The organism is Janthinobacterium rivuli, from assembly GCF_009208735.1.
In the GTDB taxonomy this organism is placed as follows: Bacteria; Pseudomonadota; Gammaproteobacteria; order Burkholderiales; family Burkholderiaceae_D; genus Janthinobacterium.
This window is the reverse complement of the sequence record NZ_WFLJ01000010.1, coordinates 182,473-201,054: the sequence shown is the minus strand read 5'-3', so window position 1 is coordinate 201,054 and position 18,582 is coordinate 182,473. Positions and strand designations below refer to the sequence as shown.

General features: G+C 63.5%; 20 protein-coding genes. 13 read left to right on the top strand and 7 right to left on the bottom strand.

Features of this window, described 5'->3' with window-relative positions:
- The first annotated feature begins 83 nt into the window (after window positions 1–83).
- The 3 genes from GCN78_RS15480 (at window position 84) to GCN78_RS15470 (ending at window position 4,147) form a co-directional block, all read left to right on the top strand.
- Window positions 84–998: a LysR family transcriptional regulator gene (locus GCN78_RS15480; RefSeq protein ID WP_152252488.1), complete on the top strand. Its 915-nt coding sequence runs from the start codon at window positions 84–86 to the stop codon at window positions 996–998.
- Window positions 999–1,306: 308 nt separating this feature from the next.
- Window positions 1,307–2,422, top strand: coding sequence for a patatin-like phospholipase family protein (locus tag GCN78_RS15475; protein ID WP_413465211.1), 1,116 nt, complete (start codon window positions 1,307–1,309; stop codon window positions 2,420–2,422).
- Window positions 2,423–2,500: 78 nt separating this feature from the next.
- Window positions 2,501–4,147, top strand: a complete 1,647-nt coding sequence (locus tag GCN78_RS15470; RefSeq protein ID WP_152252487.1) for a methyl-accepting chemotaxis protein — start codon at window positions 2,501–2,503, stop codon at window positions 4,145–4,147.
- A 222-nt stretch (window positions 4,148–4,369) separates the two neighbouring features.
- Here GCN78_RS15470 and GCN78_RS15465 read toward each other — a convergent pair whose 3' ends face one another.
- The 4 genes from GCN78_RS15465 to GCN78_RS15450 all read right to left on the bottom strand — a co-directional run bounded on the left by GCN78_RS15465 (window position 4,370) and on the right by GCN78_RS15450 (window position 7,682).
- Entirely contained in the window at window positions 4,370–4,723 is a 354-nt protein-coding gene (locus GCN78_RS15465; protein WP_152252486.1) for a hypothetical protein, read from the bottom strand.
- Between the two features lie 186 nt (window positions 4,724–4,909).
- Window positions 4,910–5,464: a lysozyme inhibitor LprI family protein gene (locus GCN78_RS15460; RefSeq protein ID WP_152252485.1), complete on the bottom strand. Its 555-nt coding sequence runs from the start codon at window positions 5,462–5,464 to the stop codon at window positions 4,910–4,912.
- Between the two features lie 156 nt (window positions 5,465–5,620).
- Window positions 5,621–7,087, bottom strand: coding sequence for an aminotransferase-like domain-containing protein (locus GCN78_RS15455; protein ID WP_152252484.1), 1,467 nt, complete (start codon window positions 7,085–7,087; stop codon window positions 5,621–5,623).
- Window positions 7,088–7,097: 10 nt separating this feature from the next.
- Window positions 7,098–7,682 carry a LysE family translocator gene (locus GCN78_RS15450; RefSeq protein ID WP_152252483.1) on the bottom strand — a complete coding sequence of 195 codons (585 nt, stop codon included), beginning with the start codon at window positions 7,680–7,682 and terminating at the stop codon, window positions 7,098–7,100.
- Between the two features lie 215 nt (window positions 7,683–7,897).
- Here GCN78_RS15450 and GCN78_RS15445 point away from each other — a divergent pair, with 215 nt between their 5' ends.
- The 8 genes from GCN78_RS15445 (at window position 7,898) to GCN78_RS15410 (ending at window position 13,567) form a co-directional block, all read left to right on the top strand.
- Window positions 7,898–8,200 carry an HNH endonuclease gene (locus GCN78_RS15445; protein ID WP_152252482.1) on the top strand — a complete coding sequence of 101 codons (303 nt, stop codon included), beginning with the start codon at window positions 7,898–7,900 and terminating at the stop codon, window positions 8,198–8,200.
- Window positions 8,201–8,405: 205 nt separating this feature from the next.
- Complete coding sequence (locus GCN78_RS15440; RefSeq protein ID WP_152252481.1) at window positions 8,406–8,870, top strand: SRPBCC family protein; 465 nt, start codon at window positions 8,406–8,408, stop codon at window positions 8,868–8,870.
- A gap of 272 nt (window positions 8,871–9,142) precedes the next feature.
- On the top strand, window positions 9,143–9,913 hold the full coding sequence (locus GCN78_RS15435) for a creatininase family protein (protein ID WP_152252480.1): 771 nt from the start codon (window positions 9,143–9,145) through the stop codon (window positions 9,911–9,913).
- Between the two features lie 54 nt (window positions 9,914–9,967).
- On the top strand, window positions 9,968–11,239 hold the full coding sequence (locus GCN78_RS15430) for a YVTN family beta-propeller repeat protein (RefSeq protein ID WP_152252479.1): 1,272 nt from the start codon (window positions 9,968–9,970) through the stop codon (window positions 11,237–11,239).
- A gap of 12 nt (window positions 11,240–11,251) precedes the next feature.
- Complete coding sequence (locus GCN78_RS15425) at window positions 11,252–11,854, top strand: pyridoxamine 5'-phosphate oxidase family protein (RefSeq protein WP_152252478.1); 603 nt, start codon at window positions 11,252–11,254, stop codon at window positions 11,852–11,854.
- Window positions 11,855–11,925: 71 nt separating this feature from the next.
- Complete coding sequence (locus GCN78_RS15420; protein ID WP_152252477.1) at window positions 11,926–12,297, top strand: VOC family protein; 372 nt, start codon at window positions 11,926–11,928, stop codon at window positions 12,295–12,297.
- Between the two features lie 27 nt (window positions 12,298–12,324).
- Complete coding sequence (locus GCN78_RS15415; protein ID WP_152252476.1) at window positions 12,325–12,660, top strand: hypothetical protein; 336 nt, start codon at window positions 12,325–12,327, stop codon at window positions 12,658–12,660.
- Between the two features lie 280 nt (window positions 12,661–12,940).
- Window positions 12,941–13,567 (top strand): phasin family protein, encoded by a 627-nt coding sequence (locus GCN78_RS15410; RefSeq protein ID WP_152252475.1) that lies wholly within the window; start codon window positions 12,941–12,943, stop codon window positions 13,565–13,567.
- Window positions 13,568–13,673: 106 nt separating this feature from the next.
- Here the strand turns inward: GCN78_RS15410 and GCN78_RS15405 are convergent, their stop codons facing one another.
- On the bottom strand, window positions 13,674–14,702 hold the full coding sequence (locus GCN78_RS15405; RefSeq protein ID WP_152252474.1) for an alpha/beta hydrolase: 1,029 nt from the start codon (window positions 14,700–14,702) through the stop codon (window positions 13,674–13,676).
- A gap of 105 nt (window positions 14,703–14,807) precedes the next feature.
- Window positions 14,808–15,698, bottom strand: a complete 891-nt coding sequence (locus GCN78_RS15400) for a LysR family transcriptional regulator ArgP (RefSeq protein ID WP_099379669.1) — start codon at window positions 15,696–15,698, stop codon at window positions 14,808–14,810.
- A gap of 204 nt (window positions 15,699–15,902) precedes the next feature.
- Between GCN78_RS15400 and GCN78_RS15395 the strand changes: the two genes are divergently transcribed.
- A complete protein-coding gene (locus GCN78_RS15395) occupies window positions 15,903–16,508 on the top strand; it encodes a LysE/ArgO family amino acid transporter (protein ID WP_152252473.1) in 606 nt (201 codons plus the stop codon).
- Here the strand turns inward: GCN78_RS15395 and GCN78_RS15390 are convergent, their stop codons facing one another.
- Window positions 16,509–17,951 (bottom strand): coniferyl aldehyde dehydrogenase, encoded by a 1,443-nt coding sequence (locus tag GCN78_RS15390; RefSeq protein WP_152252472.1) that lies wholly within the window; start codon window positions 17,949–17,951, stop codon window positions 16,509–16,511.
- Between the two features lie 147 nt (window positions 17,952–18,098).
- Between GCN78_RS15390 and trxC the strand changes: the two genes are divergently transcribed.
- A complete protein-coding gene (gene trxC / locus GCN78_RS15385) occupies window positions 18,099–18,551 on the top strand; it encodes a thioredoxin TrxC (protein ID WP_152252471.1) in 453 nt (150 codons plus the stop codon).
- The last annotated feature ends 31 nt before the right edge of the window (window positions 18,552–18,582 follow it).

Genomic DNA, 18,582 nt, shown 5'->3' with positions numbered 1-18,582 from the left:
TCTGATGATAATATGGACGCAATCCGTGAGAAAGTGGCTGAAAATCCACTCATAGCGGACAAATATTCCCTAATAGAGATCGCATGCATAACCTGAACGGCATTGCCGCCTTCGTGCGCGCGGCGGAAACTTGCAGTTATGTGGCGGCCGGGCGGCTGCTCGGTGTGTCGGCCTCGGCCGTCGGCAAGAGCGTGGCACGGCTGGAAGAAAAGCTGGGCGTGCGCCTGCTCAACCGCAGCACGCGGCGCATCAGCCTGAGCAATGAGGGCGCGCTGTTCTATGAGCGTTGCCAGCGCATCCTGGCCGATCTGGGCGATGCCGAGGCGGAACTGTCGCACCTGGCCGAGGCGCCACGCGGCAAGCTCAAGGTCAGCCTGCCCGTGATCGGCTACCGCATCATCCTGCCCCTGCTGGCCGAGTTTACGCGCCAGTATCCGGAAATCGAGCTCGACCTCGATTTCAACGACCGCCTGGTCGACGTGGTGGCCGAAGGCGTCGACGTGGCCGTGCGCAGCGGAACGCTCACCGATTCGCGGCTGATGGCGCGCGAACTGGGGCCGTTTGCCTTTGCCATCGTGGGTTCGCCCGCATATTTCGCCCGCCACGGCGTGCCGGCCACGCCGCGCGCGCTGGAAGGGCACGCCTGCGTGCGCTATAAATTCCCTACTACGGGCAAATTGCAGGAGTGGGCGCTGCAGCGCGCCGAGGGCGACGGTGGCGGCGAACTGCGCTTGCCGACGGCCTTGACCTGCAACAATATCGAAGCGCTGATCGGCGCCGCCACGCAGGGCGTGGGCCTCGCTTATTTACCTGACTTTCTCGTGCGCGACGCCATCGCGCGCGGCGAACTGCAAGCCGTGCTGGCCGAGCACTTGCTGTACGCGAGCAAGTTCTGGGTGCTGTGGCCATCGAGCCGCCACCTGTCGCCGAAAATCCGCGTCTTTGTTGACCATTTGTGTACCCACTTGCATTTTTCCGCTCCACCTCCCACCCGCTGAACGGCCTGACAGCCGCCGTGGCGGCCAGTTGAGGAATATTCCTACCCAAAAGAGATTTTTCCTAACATTGCGGAATATTTATTTGCTGCGATGCATCACGCTACGCCGCGCGCCGTCAGCTTATACCCTTCCTGAATACCCATCATGCGTTAACTAAATTGCCATAAGGAATTTATTTATGTTAATTTCATATCTGTTTCCGCAACATTGCATCAAGTTCATGGTTGCGGAAATACCTGCACGATGCGGTGCGATAAGCGCGTAGTAACCAACAATTAGGGGTAATTACCCCGTTCCAGGGAGTGCACATGAAGACAGTAAGCACGACGCCGCCACATCCGGCGCCCGCCGCGATGCCTGCCCGCAAGACGGGTCTGCTGCTGGGTGGCGGCGCACCCAATTCCACCTTGATCGCCGGTGCCCTGGCCGCCTTCCTTGACGAGGGCATCGAGTTCGACGTCATTTCCGCCTCGGGCGCCGGTGTGTTGATGGGCTTGCTTTACACGACGCCGCACGAGGCCACGCCGCGCCAGGCCTTGCAAAGCTGGGCCGACACGGGCGTGGCCGACAGCATTTACAAGATGATTCCGATCAACTACAAGGTGTTCCAGAAGCCGGGCATACACGCGAGCACCTTCCGCGACGCCTTCCAGCCGCCCGCCAACAATCCCTTTTTTCAGGCCTTCCAGCAAACGTTTGCGGGCGTGCCCACGGCCTGGTCGGACTGGGGCAAATTGATGGTGTCGTCGCTGTCGCCATCGGACCTGTCGGCGAAAAGCCTGGGCCTGTGCGCGCACTTGCCGTTCCTGGAAAAAGCCGTGGATTTCTCGGGCGTGGCCCGCATGCGTCCCGACTTCTACATCAATGCCTACAACCTCAGCGAACACCGCATGCAAATCTGGGGCAAGCACGAAATCGAGCCCATTCATGTGCGCGCGGCCCTGTCGTTTCCCTTCCTGTATGCGCCCACGACCATCGCCGGCGACGATTACATCGAAGGCGCGGCGCTCGACACGCTCAATTTCGACCCGTTTATCGAAGGCAAGGGCGAACACCATGACGCCGACACTCTGGTCATCCTCGATATCTTGGGTGACGAGCGCTTGCTGCGCAAACCGCGCAACCTGTACGACGCCTGGGTGCGCTCCATCATCACGCCGCTGGTGAAAATCTCCAAGAGCGAGCTGCGCCTGTTCGAACTCGAGCACAACACGGATGCGCGCACGGGCCAGCCCAAGCGGCGCCTGCTCAAGCTCGACCTGATGGGCGGCATCCCGGAGCAGCACTGGCCCGACACCCTGGACTGGTCCAGCTCGAACATGCAGCTGCTGTTCGACGTGGGCCACAAGGCGGGCCTGGCGTTTTGCCGCCAGCATGGCGACTTGCTGCGCCGCGCGCCCGAGGCTTCCCCGCTGGCGGCGTAGCAACCGATCCCCGGCCACCCGATCGGCAGCTACTCATCTTGCCTGGCCTTGCCAGGCTACTTTTTACTGTGAAACACCATGAATATCACCAAGCAACTCATTCTGACCCTCACCATTGCCTTGCTGGCCCTGCTATTGCTGGGCGCAGGCGGCGCCATCCAGTTACAGCGCGCGCAGCAGCGCTTTGACACCGTGCAAAACCGCATCATTCCCAGCATCCAGGGCTTGAATGCGGCCAAGGGTTTCCTGGCCGACTCGCGCCTGGCCGGCTATCGCCTGTCCGTGTTCTCGAATCTGGCCGACAAGACGGCGCTGGACAAGGCCGTCGCCGATGCCAACACGAATTTCGACAAGGTCATCGCCACCTACCGCGCCGAGCGCCTGTACGACGCGACGGACAGCAAGATGCTCGACGCCGACCAGGCCGCCATGGAAGCGTACCGCCGCGCGCTGGTGCCGTTCTTTGCCGCCGCCTACGCGGGCGACATGGATGGCGTGCGCGCCACCTTGCTTGCTGGCACGCCACTGGCCATCACGGCCGCGGCCGCCAAGAAAAGCATGGATGACCATATCGCCTACAACAACAAGCTGGTCGACGATGTGAAGGCGGAAAGCCTGGCCGCCTACGATACGGCCTTCAACACCATGCTGGCCGTGCTGGGCGTGGCCGTGCTGCTGACGGGCGCGCTGGCCTGGCATATCTACCGCACCATCAGCGGCGGCCTCGGCGATATCGAACACACCTTGGAGCGCGTCAGCGCCTCGCTGGACCTGTCCGCCGCCATGCCCGTCGAGCGCATGGATGAAGTGGGCCGCACGGCCACGGCCTTCAACAAGTTCCTGGAACGCATCGTCGGCGTGATCGCCACCGTGCGCGCCTCGGCCGATACGGTCAGCGTGGCGGCCGCGCAGATTTCCGCCGGCAACGCGGACTTGTCCGTGCGCACGGAGCAGCAGGCGTCGTCGCTGGAAGAAACGGCGTCCAGCCTGGAAGAGCTGACTTCGGCCGTGCGCCAGAATACGGACAATGCGCGCCAGGCGAACTCGCTGGCCGTGTCCGCTTCGGACGTGGCCCGCAAGGGCGGCGCCGTGGTGGCGCAAGTGGTGGGCACGATGGGTTCCATCAATGAATCGGCGAAGAAGATCGCCGACATTATCGGCGTGATCGACGGCATTGCCTTCCAAACCAATATTCTGGCGCTGAACGCGGCCGTCGAAGCGGCGCGCGCGGGCGAGCAGGGCCGCGGCTTCGCCGTCGTGGCCACCGAGGTGCGCAACCTGGCGCAGCGTTCGGCGGCGGCCGCCAAGGAAATCAAGGGCTTGATCGAGGATTCCGTGGACAAGGTCAACACGGGCAGCGCGCTGGTCGACCAGGCGGGCGCGACGATGGAAGAAATCGTCGCCAGCATCCGTCGCGTGACGGACATCATGGGCGACATCGCCAACGCCAGCCATGAACAGAGCGCCGGCATCGAACAGGTGAACCAGGCCATTTCGCAGATGGACCAGGTCACCCAGCAAAACGCGGCCCTCGTGGAAGAGGCGGCGGCCGCCGCCGCCTCGCTGCAGGACCGCGCCGTCGAGCTGGTCGACGTGGTGGCCGTGTTCCGCCTGCGCGGCGACGCCCAGGCTAAATCGCTGAAAGTGGCGGGCGGTTTGCCGGCCCCGGCAGCGGCTGCATCCAGCCGGCGCCTGGCGCTGCCCGGCCGCAGCGCGCGCGCTTAAACCTGGTAAATGCCCCGGTACGCCGGGGTTTTTCTTTGGTGAGGGTCCGTTCCAATTGGGGGGGCGTTGAGTTCTGTGCTTGTGGCAAGTGTCGGTAAGGTTAGCCGGGCTGGCAGGGTGGCATGCAGGAAGCGCAGCCCGGTTCCGCTGCAGTCCAGTGTCAGCCTGCCTCGCGGGCGCGGGATTCCGCTGTCGCCCCGTTGCAGGCAGTGAGCCCTATCGTCAAAAGTCGGCAAATTTTGCCCACGTCATGCCTACATACCCAAGCACAGCACCAACAAGGCTTGCGAGCGCAACGCCTTCAAGCGGCCAGCGCCACAAAGCGGACAAGATTAACGAGGCTATGACGCCGAATGACATCCGACCGATTGCACTGGACTTGATCTTCAAGTCGGAATCCGGATCGAAGGCGTATATCCCCCCGAGTAAGAATCCGAGACAGCAGAAGGAACCTGCCCAAAGCTGCGCTTGCCGCCACGATATGTCCGTCCACGGTGCCGCATATGACAGCGCTGCGCCAGCGCTTGTCACCGCAAAAAAGACTGCCAGGATAATTGCTTTACGCAGTGTGGTCATGATCGGACTGTGCGAAAAACTGGTTTGAGGAGCTGGTCAACATACAGAGTTGAAGAGTTGACCGCCAACTGCCGATGAGCATAAGGAATGGCCAAGCGATAATAGTCATGCATTGTCACATCAACGTGAGTGCCTGCTGCTGGCCCCGATTGCCGTCGTTGTTAAGTCGGCAAGCTTTGCCCAGTGTCATCGCTTGCCCGAAGCAGGAGTGCGTTTACGCTCTGGCAAGGTGAATTCTTTCCTCGTTCCATAAAACTCATCCTTGAATTCTATGCAGCCATTACAGGGCTTAACGGTTTCTAACGCCGATATGCGCTGTTCAGTCAACCGCATCAAACACAGGTCCATCGAAAAGTTGTAACCACTTGCACCACGCATCGCCTCGTTCTGGAACTTGCACTCCTCGTCACGGAAAACCGTCCATGCGCGTTGCGCGCTTTGCAGTCCTCGCGGCTTGGTAAGCGCGTACATCAATGTCTTGTAGACGACGTTTAAGCGCGCGTCGGATTCTGCTAGCTCTCGACTCATGCAGAAGGTATTTTCAAGATTATTGCTTTCTTCGCAATGCTCCTGCTTGATCGATGCCATATCACTTTGTTGTTCGGATGCGTTGGTCAGGGACGACAGCGAAAGGCACAAAAAAATAACGCCCAACATGGACAACCGGCTTGAAACGGTACTTCCCACGAGCATGCGCTCCTTCTCTTGATTGATCGTATTGAGGCGCGCTTCTGGCCACACTCAGTCGTATTGACAAGGATATCACTTTGCCAAAATGAAAGCCCGCAGATTCGCACATCCCCATCCCCATCCCCATCCCCATCCCCATCCCCATCCCCATCCCCATGCCATCGACCAGGCGGTAGCCACCTCGGAGCGCATGCTTGGCGCCGATACTCAGGACTTGCCCTCGATGCTGGCGGCGCCGCTGGCGCGGGCCAGGCTTGAGCGGGCGCCCGCCACCGCGCGCAGGCGCTCTTCAAGGTAGGCGCTCACGCGGGGATGCTGGCTGAAGGCGACGTTGAAGCGGATGTGCTGGTTTGGTGTGTCGTTGGCCGAGAACGCGGCGCCGCGCATCATCAGGATCTTGTTGCGGTAGGCGTCCTGCACCAGCAAGTCCACGTCCAGCCCTTCGGGCATGCTGCCCCACAGAAAAATGCCTGCGTCGCCGGGCTGCTCGAACAGCACGCCGGCCGCGCTCAGTTGCCGCGTGCTGGCGTTGCGCGCCACCATGATCTTGCGTTGCAGCCGCTCCATGTGCTTGCGCAGGTTGCCGGCCTTGAGCACTTCCAGCAGCACGTATTCGTTCAGCGCAGGCAAGGTCATGATGGCGTGGATCTTGGTGCGCATCAGCAGCTTGAGCAGGGCAGGCGCCGCGGCCAGGTAGCCCATGCGCAGGGCCGGGCTCAGCGCCTTGCACAGGCTGGAGTAATAGATCACGCCGTCCAGTCCGGACAGCGATGCCAGCCGCGTGCTGTGGCCCGGCTGGAAATGGCCGTGCACGTCGTCTTCGGCGATCAGAAAGCCATGTTGCTGCGCCATGATCAGCACCTTGTGCAGGTTGGCGGCGCTGCTGCTCCAGCCGGTGGGATTGTGCAAAGCCGTCTGCACGAACAACAGGCGCGGACGGTGCGCGCGGCAGGCGGCTTCCAGTTCGTCCAGGTCGAGGCCATCGGGGCGGCGCCGGATGGGCACCAGGCGCACGCCGTCCTGGCGCAGCCTGCCGAACATCAGGAAGTAGCCGGGGTCTTCCACCAGCACCGTATCGCCGGGCTGCAGGAACGTGCGGCAGATCAGATCGATTGCATGGGTGCCGCCGAACGTGGTGAGGATGTGGCTGGCGTCGGCAGCGATGCCGATGCCGCGCATCAGCAGCGCGATCTGCTCGCGCAGTTCGGCCAGCCCTTGCGGCGGACAGCGCGAGGCCATGCCGGCCGCGCTGCGCGCCAGGCCGCGTTGCACGGCGGCCGCCGGCAGCGCGTCCTGCAGCCAGGTGGGCGGCAAGGCGCCGCTGCTGGCCAATATCACGCCCGGCCGCTGGTCGTTCACTTGCTGGCTCAGCCACACCGGTTCCTGCTCCTGGCCCGCTTCCAGCGCCACCTCGTCGGGAATGGCGCGGCTGGCGTCAGTTGCCGCACAGACGAAGAAGCCCGCCGTGCCGTGCGTATCGATGACGCCTGCGGCCACCAGCCTGTCATACGCCACCACCACGGTGTTGGTGCTGACCGCAAGCTGCGTGGCGAGCTGGCGGATCGACGGCAGCCTGGCCCCGCCAGGCAGGACGCGTTGCGCGATCTGCTGGCGCAATGCGGCCTCGATCTGCTTGAACAGGGCGATGGGGGAGGAGCGGTCGATGGCGAACATGGGTGGCAGTCTAACGTAAAAACATCACGGCGAGGACCAGCAGGATGGCCCCCATCGTCAGATTGAATATGCGCTGGTTGCGGGGCGCTTTCAGCAGGCTGCGGATCGAGACGCCGAACAGCGCCCACATGGCGTTGCACGGCATGCCCACCACGGTGCCGATCACGGACACCAGCAGTGCGCTGGCGAGCAAGTTGCCCTGCGCAGGCATGAAGACCGACGCCATGGTGATCGCCTTGAGCCAGCTCTTGGGGTTCAGCGCCTGAAACAGCGCCGCCTGCGCCAACGACACGGCCTTCGGTGCGCCGCTTCCCGCCACCGACGCGCCGGCAAGCTTCCACGCCAAGAACATCAGGTACAGCGCGCCCGCGATGCGCAGCACCTGCTGCGCCATCGGGTACGCGACGAACACGCTGCCCAGTCCCACGCACATGAGCATGGTTTGCACGAAGATGCCGAGCTGGATGCCGAGGATCACGGGCAGCGCTCCGCGATAGCCAAAATTGGCGCCGGTGGTGGCCAGCATGACGTTGTTCGGCCCGGGCGTGGCGGACATCACAAAGCAATAGCTCATCAGGGGCAGGAGTTCGGTCATGGTATGCAGTCGCAGCGTGGAGAAGGCCCCAGTCTAGAGGCGCGGCACGGCAGGGACAAGGCACAAGACGCCCCATACCAGCACACGCTGTATCAGTCGAACGACTGCTACAGCGGCGATAGTGCAGGCGGCCGGGGCCAGCGTCTATGTTGGCATGATGCCGCCAGGGGGCGAATGTTATAGTGGCGGGAATGTACTTACTGAAAGAAACTGCCATGAAAAACGACGCAACCGCCCGCCCGCAAACCAGCCAGGCACCTGCCAGGCTCAGCAAAGGGGACTTCGTCACCGCCCTGCGCAAGCTGCTGCAAGAAGAAGGAAAGGCCGGCAAGGCCAGCGTGGATGTGCGCGCCGCGAACCTGCATACCGACGTTGGCGTTTATCCCTCGCGCGGCCACTCGATGCCGACCTGTTGCACGGTGATGTATGAAGAGATGCTGCCGGGTGACGAGATACTGCTGACCCCACCCGGCGGCAAGGGAGCTACGCTGCTGATACGGTATAAATTCCCGCGCTGAAAATCGCGGTCTTGAAGACAGTCGATAAGCTGGCGGACATGTCGACGCGGCAGTAGCCGCGAACCGATTGCCAGGTAAATCATGTCCCTGTATCAGCAGAATCTGATTCTATTTGCAGGATGAAAAACAGTGTATTCTGCAATCGCGGCAGGAATACTTCCTGTCGGAGTGACTTTCCTCGACATGACAGGGAGATCCCCAATTGATGCAAATCAAAGAAAGCATCCACATCGCAGTCCCGCCCATGGTCGTCGACCAGATTTGGAGCGAGGTCGACCGATGGCATCTGTGGGATCCGGATACGAAGCAAGCCCGGCTCAACGGGCCGTTCGCGGTGGGGACGCATGGCAGGATCGTTCCCGGCAAGGGGATGGGGATTGCGCTGCTGGTCACCGAGCGCACGGCCGGCCGCTCGTTCACCGTCGAGGGCTATATCCCCCTGTTCCGCATCCATTTCGAGCACACGGTGGTGGCCGCGGAGGGCGGATCGGAAGTCATGCACCGCGTGTGGTTCACGGGTGCGCTTGCCTTTCTGTTCGGGCCAGGTGTTGCCAGGCAAGTGCGGGACGGGTTGCCCAGGACGATGCGCTCGCTCAAGGCCTATGCCGAGAAGCGCAACGAAACGCTCCATGATGGCGAGGCGGGCGGGGTTGCCGCGACCACCGCCTGATAGATAGTTTCCCCTCGTCAATTCCTTGCAAAGCACTGCAGCAAATTAACGTGCCGTTCCCGTCATGATGGAATACAATTCCTGCGTGGCAGCCGGCTTGCCTGGCAAGGCCGGGCACGGCGCCTTTGATCTCGGAAAGATGTTGGCTTATGACTCTGCAGTTCCCTCAGCGAACGGCGCCCGGCGCGCCATCCACGCTCCGCCTTTCACGCAAGCCCCTCGTTTCCCTGTTCGTCCTGAGTTTGTCGTGTCTGCCGGTCACGGTGCCCGTCATGGCCGCCGCGCCTGCCAGCGGCAGCGTCATGCTGGAAGAGCTGACCAGCACGGAGTTGCGTAGCCGCATAGACCATGGTGCCACCACCGTGCTGGTGCCGATTGGCGGCGTCGAGCAGAGCGGGCCGTATATCGCGCTGGGCAAGCACAATGTGCGCGCCGGGCTGCTGGCGCGGCAGATTGCGCAAAAGCTCGGCAACACCATCGTCGCGCCCGTCGTGTCCTACGTGCCGGAAGGCAGTATTTCGCCGCCGGCCGGCCACATGCGCTTTGCCGGCACGATCTCGATACCGCCGGCCGCCTTCGAAGCCGTGCTGGAAGGGGCTGCCGCCAGCCTGCGCCAGCATGGTTTCCGCGACATCATTTTTATCGGCGACCATGGCGGCTATCAAAAAAACGAGCAGAACGTGGCCAACAAGCTCAACCGTGCCTGGGGCAAGGCATCCGCCGCCAAGGACGCGCGCGCGTATGCCTTGCTCGATTACTATGACATCACGCAATCGGCCTACATTGCCGAACTGCAAAAGCGCGGCCACAGCGGCGCCGAGATCGGCCTGCACGCCGGCTTGGCGGACGCGGCGCTGATGCTGGCGACGGACCCGTCGCTGGTGCGCAGCGAGGCCAGGGCCCATGGGCCGAAGCCCGGCGTGGCGGACGGCGTGCGCGGCGATGCCACGCGTGCCACGGCTGAACTGGGGCAGATCGGCATCAAGCTGCAGGTGGACACGTCGGTGGCTGCCATCAAGCAACTGCTGCAACGTAATAAATAATTCCGCTGGAAGTGCTGAACTTCCGGCTTTTGCAACGAAATGACGCGAAATCACATGAAAAAATCTCAACGACGCACCATCGTTACCTTGTCCGCCCTGGCTGCCGCACTGGCAGGCCTGGGTGTGGCCAGCCAGGTCATCGGCGCCAGTACGCCGGCCGCGGCCAGCCCGGCACCGGCTGCCGCCTATGCGCCGCTGCCGGGCATGCCGCCGCTGGTGGACCCGAAGAACGTGTATGGCAGCATCGCCAGCAGCAACATGAGTCCCGTCGTCAAGGATCACTTGCGCCGGGTCTACGTGCCCAACCTGCGCTCGAACGATGTGTACGTGATCGACCAGGACAGCCTGAAAGTGGTGGACAAGTTCAAGGTCGGCAGCGGCCCGCAGCACGTGGTGCCGTCGTGGGACTTGCGCACCCTGTGGGTGGCGAACAATGCCGAACGCACGGACAAGGGCAGCCTGACGCCGGTCGACCCCTTGACGGGCAAGCCGGGCAAGGAAGTACCCGTCGATGACCCCTACAATATGTATTTCACGCCGGACGGCAAGTCGGCCATCGTCGTGGCCGAAGCGCGCCACCGCCTCGATTTCCGCGACCCGAAGACCATGGCCGTGCAGTATTCGATCGACACGCCCCAGTGCGGCGGTATCAACCATGCGGATTTCTCGAATGACGGCCGCTACGCCATGTTCACCTGCGAGTTCGACGGCACCATCGCCAAGATCGATCTGGTGGGTCGCAAGGTCGACGGCTACCTGAAATTGCAGATGCCGGCCAAGCGTTTTGCCGAGTCCGGTCCCGTGGGCGGCCCGGCGAATGAAATCTGCAGCGTCAAGAAGGGCATGCCGCAAGACATACGCATCTCGCCGGACGGCAAGAAATTCTTTATCGCCGACATGGACGCCGACGGCGTGCACATCGTCGATGGCGCCACCCTGAAGGAAATCGGCTTCATCCAGACGGGCGTGGGCGCGCACGGCCTGTACCCGAGCCGTGACGGCAAGAAACTGTACGTGGCCAACCGCGGCACGCACCGCATCCACGGCAAGCCGAAGGGCAAGGGTAGCGTCAGCGTGATCGATTTCGCCACGGAAAAAGTGGTGGCGAACTGGCCGATCCCCGGCGGCGGCAGCCCCGACATGGGCAATGTGAGCGCCGATGGCAAGTACCTGTGGCTGTCCGGCCGTTTCGACGACGTGGTGTACCGCATCGATACGAACAGCGGCGATGTATCCAAGGTGAAAGTCGGCCAGGAACCGCACGGCCTGACCGTGTGGCCGCAGCCGGGCCGCTATTCGCTGGGGCACACGGGCAACCTGCGCTAGGCGGGCAGGCGCGTGGCCATTACCCTGGAGCAACTGCGCGCGCATTATCCGCCCGCGCAGGGGCGGTCGCTGAGCAAGCAGCTCGACCATCTCGACCCGCATTGCATCGCCTTCATCGGGCTGTCGCCGTTCGCCGTGCTGGCCACGGGCGGTGCCGGCGGCCAGCTCGACGCCTCGCCGCGCGGCGGCGCGCCCGGTTTCGTGCGGGTGCTCGATTCCCATACCCTGCTGCTGCCCGATGCCAAGGGCAATAACCGCCTCGACAGCTTCAGCAATATTGCCGAGACGGGCAGGGCGGGGCTGCTGTTCATGATCCCCGGCGTCGATGAAACCTTGCGCGTGAATGGCGAAGCCAGTCTCAGCGACGATCCGACGCTGCTGGCGCACTTCGCCGGCGAGCGCGGCCCGCCGCGCCTGGTCATGCGCCTGCGCGTGGCCGAGGCGTATCTGCATTGCGCCAAGGCCCTCATGCGTTCGCGCCTGTGGGACAGTGCGGCCCGGGTCGAACGCTGCGTCTTGCCGACGATGGGGCAGATGATTCAGGACCAGACGGGCGGCAGCGGACCGCAGGAAACGCAGGAACAGATGGTCGCCCGCTACGCGCCGGATCTGTGATTTTGCGTGCTTAAAAGGCAATATTGGCGCATACTGCGCTTCCTTTCCCCTTACCTGCAAGGAGCGCCACCATGATTCTTGATCACATCGGTTTGAATGTCAGCGATGCCCAGGCCAGCAAGGCCTTCTTTTCGGCCGCCCTGGCGCCCCTGGGCGTGTCGGTGGTGATGGAAGTGCAGGGCTGGGTCGGCCTGGGCAAGGATGGCAAGCCCGATTTCTGGTTCGGCGTGGGCGCCGCGCCGCATGCCGGCATGCATCTCGCCTTCGCGGCGGACAACCGCGCCCAGGTGGATGCGTTTTACCAGGCCGCGCTGGCAGCGGGCGGCAAGGATAACGGCGCCCCCGGCATCCGCGCCATGTATCACCCGAATTACTACGGCGCCTTCGTGCTGGGGCCGGACGGTCACAATGTCGAAGCCGTCTGCCACCATCCCGAGCCCTGACACCGTTCCTTACCCAAAGAGAGCAGCATGAAGCACAGCGCCACCCTGTTTGCCGACGACGCCGGCCGCTATGCCTACGTGAAAGCGGGATTTTCCTGGCCGGCCCTGTTGCTGGGCTCGTTCTGGGCCGTCGCCAAGCGCCGCTGGTGGTTGTTGCTGCTCATGCTGGCAATGGATGTCTGCCTGTGGTTCGGCAGCCATCTGGCCACCGAACTGCGCATCGGCCCGATGATGCTGCTGATGGCCGGGGCGGAACTCAGTTACCTGCTGGCGCGCGGCTGGTATGGCAACCGCTGGCTGGAAGCGTCGCTGCGCAGCCATGGTTACAAGCCCGTCGTGCCGGGCACGGACGCTTCTGCTTGAGCATGCCTGACACAGATTTTCCTCCTCGTCACTGACGTTTGCCAAGGGCAATCCGTCCAGCCAAAACTTTCTGCGCAGCCTAGCGCACCTTTGATCCAGATCATGCCTCACCTGCGGTGCTCACGTAGCCTTGGGACTCGCGTTGCAAAGCATCTTCCCACCAATCGGATATGTTTTTTCGCGTTTCGTGGCGTAGCCCGGCCGTCTGCCTCACCGTTCGACAGCCGGTGGTGTCGCCATCTGTTTGTGTCCACCCAACCGCTATTTAATGAGGAACTCCATGTATCCATATTCCCGTAGTGTTACCCCCGCCGCCAAAAACCACCTGGAAGCGCAACTGGCTTTCTTCAATGGCCTGTCGAAGTCCTTGTTTCAATCGGTGCAGCACTTCAGTGACCTGAACATGCAGCTGGCGCAAGGTTTGCTGGAAGAAACCACGGTCACCGGCCAGAACCTGCTGACGGTCGAGCGCGCAGAAGATGTGTTCCAGGTGGCTGCCGCCTCGGGCCAGCCAGCCGCCGAGCAATTGCGCAAGTATCAGCAACAGCTGTCGCGCCTGGCGGCCGATACGCAGGTCGAACTGGCCAACGTGGCAGAACGGCATGTGAATGAAACGAGCCGCACGGCCAAGGCCCTGGCGGAAGAAGTGGCCCGCACGGCTTCGGAAGAAACGGAGAAAAACGTGCGCAAGCAGCAGGAAGCCATGCAGCGCATGGCCGAACCATTCCAGGCCTATCAGCAAAACGGCGCCAGCCGCGAGCAGCAACGCCGTGATGGTCAAAGCCTGCAAAGCGCCAGCCACCAGGGCAGCCAGCAGTCGTCCGGCAGCGAAAGCATGTCCGGCGGCAGCGCATCGCAAGCGGGCTCCGCACAAAGCAAAAGCAGCAGCGCCAGCCGTAAAGAGTAAGCACGAGGCTGCTTGCGGCTGAGCCGCATCGCGAGGACCGAGCCTTGAGATGTGGCTTGCCGGCACGCAGTATCGTGCGTATTGGTTCGGGCAGAGCGCCCGCCCTTCAGGGGGCGGGCGTTTTGTCGTAGGCGTGCAGTTCAGGGGCTGGCGTGGTCACGCCAGGTGAGCGCGATGGCATGGCCATGCTTGCCGGCAGCGCTGCCTCGGGCAAGACCGCGGGCAAGACCGCGGACAAGATCGCGTCACCGCTCCCGCTCCCGCTGTTGGCATCGATGAAAGCGCTGATGGCGTCCATGGTGGGTGCCAGCCTGCGCAAGGGCGCGGCCAGCGTGGCGACCAGGGTGGCGTGGCCCACGTGGTCGAAATAGGTTTCCGTCACGGGCCTGGCAAGCGTCCGCAAGGCCTTGGCCAGGCCCCCCGTGTTGCGTCGCGGATCGACCAGCTTATCCTGTCCGGGCAGGGGAGCGATCAGCAGGGCGGGCGGGGCGTCGGCCGTCACGTGATGGATGGGCTGTGAAGCGGCGGGCGTGTCCGGATAAAAGAACACGGGCCGGGTGGTGGTGTTTTCGATGGGCAAGAAGTCGTAGGGGCCGGCCAGGCCTATCCAGCCCCGCAAGTCGTGCGGGTGCATGCCGTGGCGCGCCAGCAAGCTGGCGTCGAGCGCCACCATCGCCGCATTGTAGGCGCCGGCGCTATGGCCCATGACGAACAGGCGCGCGGGGTCGCCGCCATGGCGGCTGGACTCCATCGCGGCCCAGGCCACGGCACGGGCCGCATCCTGCAAGATCTCCGGGTAGTGCACGTCCGGATACAGCCGGTAGTCGGCGATCACGGCCAGGTAGCCACGTGCCGCGAGCGCGTGGCCAACGAAGGCATAGTCGGCGCGCTCGCCCGTCGTCCAGTTGCCACCATAAAAGAACACCACCACGGGCACGGGCCCCGTGCGGGTCCTGGGGGCGTAGAGATCGAGTTTCTGGCGCGGCAGGGGACCGTAGGGCAGGTCGCGCGTCACTTGCGAGGCGCCGCTGGACGACAGGGCATTGATGGCCATCAAGGGCGAGCAGGCGGCCAGGCCGGCAGCGAGCGGGATGGCCGCCAGCAAACCGAGCATGGTGGTGCGCAGGATCGTCATGCCAGCTCCCGATTCAGGTGGATGATGCTTGCAGTGTAGGCCAGGCAGGGCCGGGCACGCACGGGGAAGTTGCAGTCTGGCATAGATAAATGTTGCTTGCGTCAATCAATCCTGTAACAGCCATTTGCGCGCCGTGGCGATGACGGCGTCCGACAGGGTGCGCGTGAGCGGTGTCTGGATATCCCAGGCATGCCAGGTCAGGGGCACGTCGAGCGCCTGCCCGGCCGCCACGTCGACCAGCCTGCCGGCGGCCAGCGCCGTTTCCGCCTGCAGCAGGGGTACCATGCCATAAGCATAGCCCGCTTCGATGAAGCGCACGAAGTCGCGCGCCGAACCGAGCACATGGTGCGGATAGCGGCCCGTATAGCCGAGCCGGTGCTGCAGATAGCGCTCGTGCAGCGCGTCCTTGCTGCCGAAGGTGATGGCGGGCGCCTGGCTGACGGCTTCCACCGTAAATCCATGGGGAAACCATTGCTGCGCGAACGCGGGCGAGGCCACGCACAGGTAGCGCATGCCGCCCAGCGGCGTGGCCGTGGTGCCGGCCACCAGGTCGTTGGCGCTGGTGACGCAGGCAAACACGCGCCCTTCACGCAGCTGGCTCAGGGTGTGATCCTGGTCGTCGAGGCGGATATCGAGCAGGCACGACGGTGGCGACAGCAGCGGCCCCAGCGCTTCCGGAATCCAGGTGGCGGCGCTGTCGGCGTTGACGGCGATGGCCAGTTCCGGCAATTGCGTGGTGGGTCCCGGCTGGGCGTCGAGCGCCGCTTCGAGCAGCTTGACTTGCCGGTAATGGGCGATCAGGCGCTGGCCCGCTTCCGTGGGCAGCGGCGGGTGGCTGCGGATGATCAGCAGGGTGCCTTCCAGGTTTTCCAGGGTGCGGATGCGCTGCGACACGGCCGGCTGGCTGATGGCCAGCGCCTGCGCGGCCTTTTCAAAGCTGCCCAGGCCGATCACGGCGTCGAGGGCGGCCAATCCACGGTAATCGACGACGCGCATAAGATTCTCTTATATATGGTTAGAATCATTCATTATACTTATATTTACTTTTTCTTTACACTGTTGAAATAGGGTAACAACTCCACTCTCCCGCGCGGTCCTCCAGGTTCCGCACCACCCTCCACCTACCTCTGATGACTTTGCCGTTGCCGGCAGAGCGTGGGCGGCCGTGCGCGTGATGGAAAGCAATAGAAAGGAATCGATATGGACAGCGCAATTTTCTTGAAAGGCATGGGGCTCGGAGCGAGCCTGATCGTGGCCATCGGCACGCAGAACGCCTTCTTGCTCAAGCAGGGCTTGAAGCGCCATTATGTGCTCACCTGCATCCTGGTGTGCCTGTTGTGCGATGCCATTTTGATCACGGCCGGTGTGGCCGGCATGGGCACCTTCATTGCCGACAATCCTGATTTCCTGCTGTGGGCCAAGGCCGGCGGCGCCACGTTCCTCATCGCGTACGGCTTGCGCGCGGCCAAGTCGGCCTGGCGTCCAACGGCCCTGACGGTGTCGGCCGCCAAGGCGCCCGAAGGTTACTGGGCCGTCATCGGCGCGGCGTTGGCGTTCAGCCTGCTGAACCCGCACGCCTTCCTCGACACGGTCATCCTGCTCGGTTCGATCGGCGGCCAGCATGAAGGTGTGGGACGCTTCTATTTCGCCGGCGGCGCCATCATGGCGTCGGCCCTGTGGTTCTTCCTGCTGGGCTTTGGCGCCCGCTACCTGGCGCCCGTGTTTGCCAAGCCCATGGCCTGGCGCGTGCTCGACGGCATCATCGCCCTCGTCATGTGGGCCATCGCCGCCTCGCTGTTCCTGTAATCAGCGGGTCAGGAAGGCCAGCACGCGGCTGGCCAGTTTGCCATACGGCGGACGCAGCAGTGTCAAGGCGCTGTAGCGGGCCTGATAAAACACGGGCCGCAGCTTGCTGAACGTGTGAAAACCTTCGACGCCGTGGTAGTGGCCCATGCCGGATTCGCCCACGCCGCCGAAGGGCAGGTCGTGCTGGCCGACATGAAACAGGGCGTCATTGACGGACACGCCGCCCGACATCACGCGCTCGATCAGCATTTGCACGGTCCTGGCCTCGTTGCTGAAGGGGTAGATGGCCAGCGGGCGCGGTCCCGCGTTGATGCTGTCGATCACGGTGTCCAGGTTCGCATAGCCGCGCAGCGGCAGGATGGGACCGAAGATTTCCCGCGTCAGCAGCAGACTGTCCGCGGGCGCGTCGAGCACGATATGCGGCGCGATCTTGCGCGTGGCGCGGTCGTGGCTTGGCCCCGGCAACAGCGAAATCACCTGCGCGCCCCGTGCGCGCGCCTCGTCGAGCGCCTGCAACAGGCGTTCAAAGGCGGCCTCGTCAATGATGGACGTATAGTCGGGCGTATCCAGTTGTGGGTAGCGCGTGGGCACGATCTGGCGCGCATGGTCGACGAAGTCGGCGATGCTGGCCTCGGGCAGCCAGGCGTGGTCGACGCTGGTGCAGATTTGCCCCGCGTTCAGGCACTTGACGAACAGGATGCGCTCCGCTGCCGTGCGCACGTCGAAATCGGCGCAGACGATGGCTGGCGCCTTGCCGCCCAGTTCCAGGGTGACGGGGCACAGATTGCGCGCGGCCGCCGCCATGACGGCGCGGCCCGTCTGGCCGGACCCCGTAAACAGCAGGTGGTCGAACGGCAACTGTGAAAACGCCATGCCCACGCCGCCCGTCTCGTCGAAAAACCGCAGCTTTTCCGGTGGAAAATAGGCGGGCATGGTGTCGATCAGCAGCCGCGCCAGGTGGCGTGAGTTTTCGCTCATCTTGACTATGGCCCGATTGCCGGCGGCGAAGATGTAGGTCAAGGGAACCAGGCTCAGGTTCACGGGGAAATTCCACGGCACGATCACGCCCACCACGCCCAGCGGCTGCGGCATCACGCGGTTGCGCGCGCCTGGGAAGGTGCGCCAGTCCACGCCACGGCGCTGCGGCCGCATCCATTTTTTCACGTGCTTCAAGACATGGTTGATGCCGTCGATGGCGGGAAATATCTCCGCCAGCAAGGTTTCGTGGTGGGAACGGTTGCCATAATCGGCGCTGATGGCCGCGCACAAGGCGTCTTTATGCTCGCGCAGAAAGCGCTGCAAGGTGTGCAGGTCGCGCTTGCGCTCGGCAAGCGTGGGCACGGGGTGGGCCAGCTGGGCGGCGCGCTGCAAGGCCAGGGCGGCGGCGAGGTCCGCGTGGGCAGGTTGGGTGTTCAACTCCATGTTTTCTGCGACATCAGGCATTGTTTTCCTTGGCTGGCTCGGCAATGTGCGCGCCGTTCCGGCACACTATAGTGGACTATGTGAACATGCGCCGCCAGCATGCCGACGGCGCCGCACGATACGCCGTAAAATGTCCGGCAACTGTACGCCACCTTTTCCAGGAACGCCATGACCTCGACCACGCCAGATTCCCTGCACATCGTGTGCCCCCATTGCGACGCCGTCAACCGCTTGCCGGCGGCGCGCCTGATTGAGCAGCCCACCTGCGGCAAGTGCCAGAAGGATTTGTTTACGGGCCAGCCCGTGGACCTGGCCAGCGCCCGTTTCCTCAAGCATATCGAACGCAGCGACATTCCCGTGCTGGTCGACTTCTGGGCGCCGTGGTGCGGTCCGTGCCGCAGCATGGCGCCATTCTATGTGCAAGCCGCCAAGACGCTGGAGCCGGCGTTTCGCGTCGTCAAGGTGAATACGGAAGCGTCGCCGGACCTGGGCAGCCGTTTCAATATCCGCAGCATTCCCACGCTGGCCCTGTTTCGCAAGGGCGTGGAAGTGGCGCGCCAGCCGGGCGCCATCGATGCGCAAGCCATCGTCGCGTGGGCGCGCGACAAGGCGCGTTTCTAAACATACAGGAAAACCATCACGGTTTTCCATT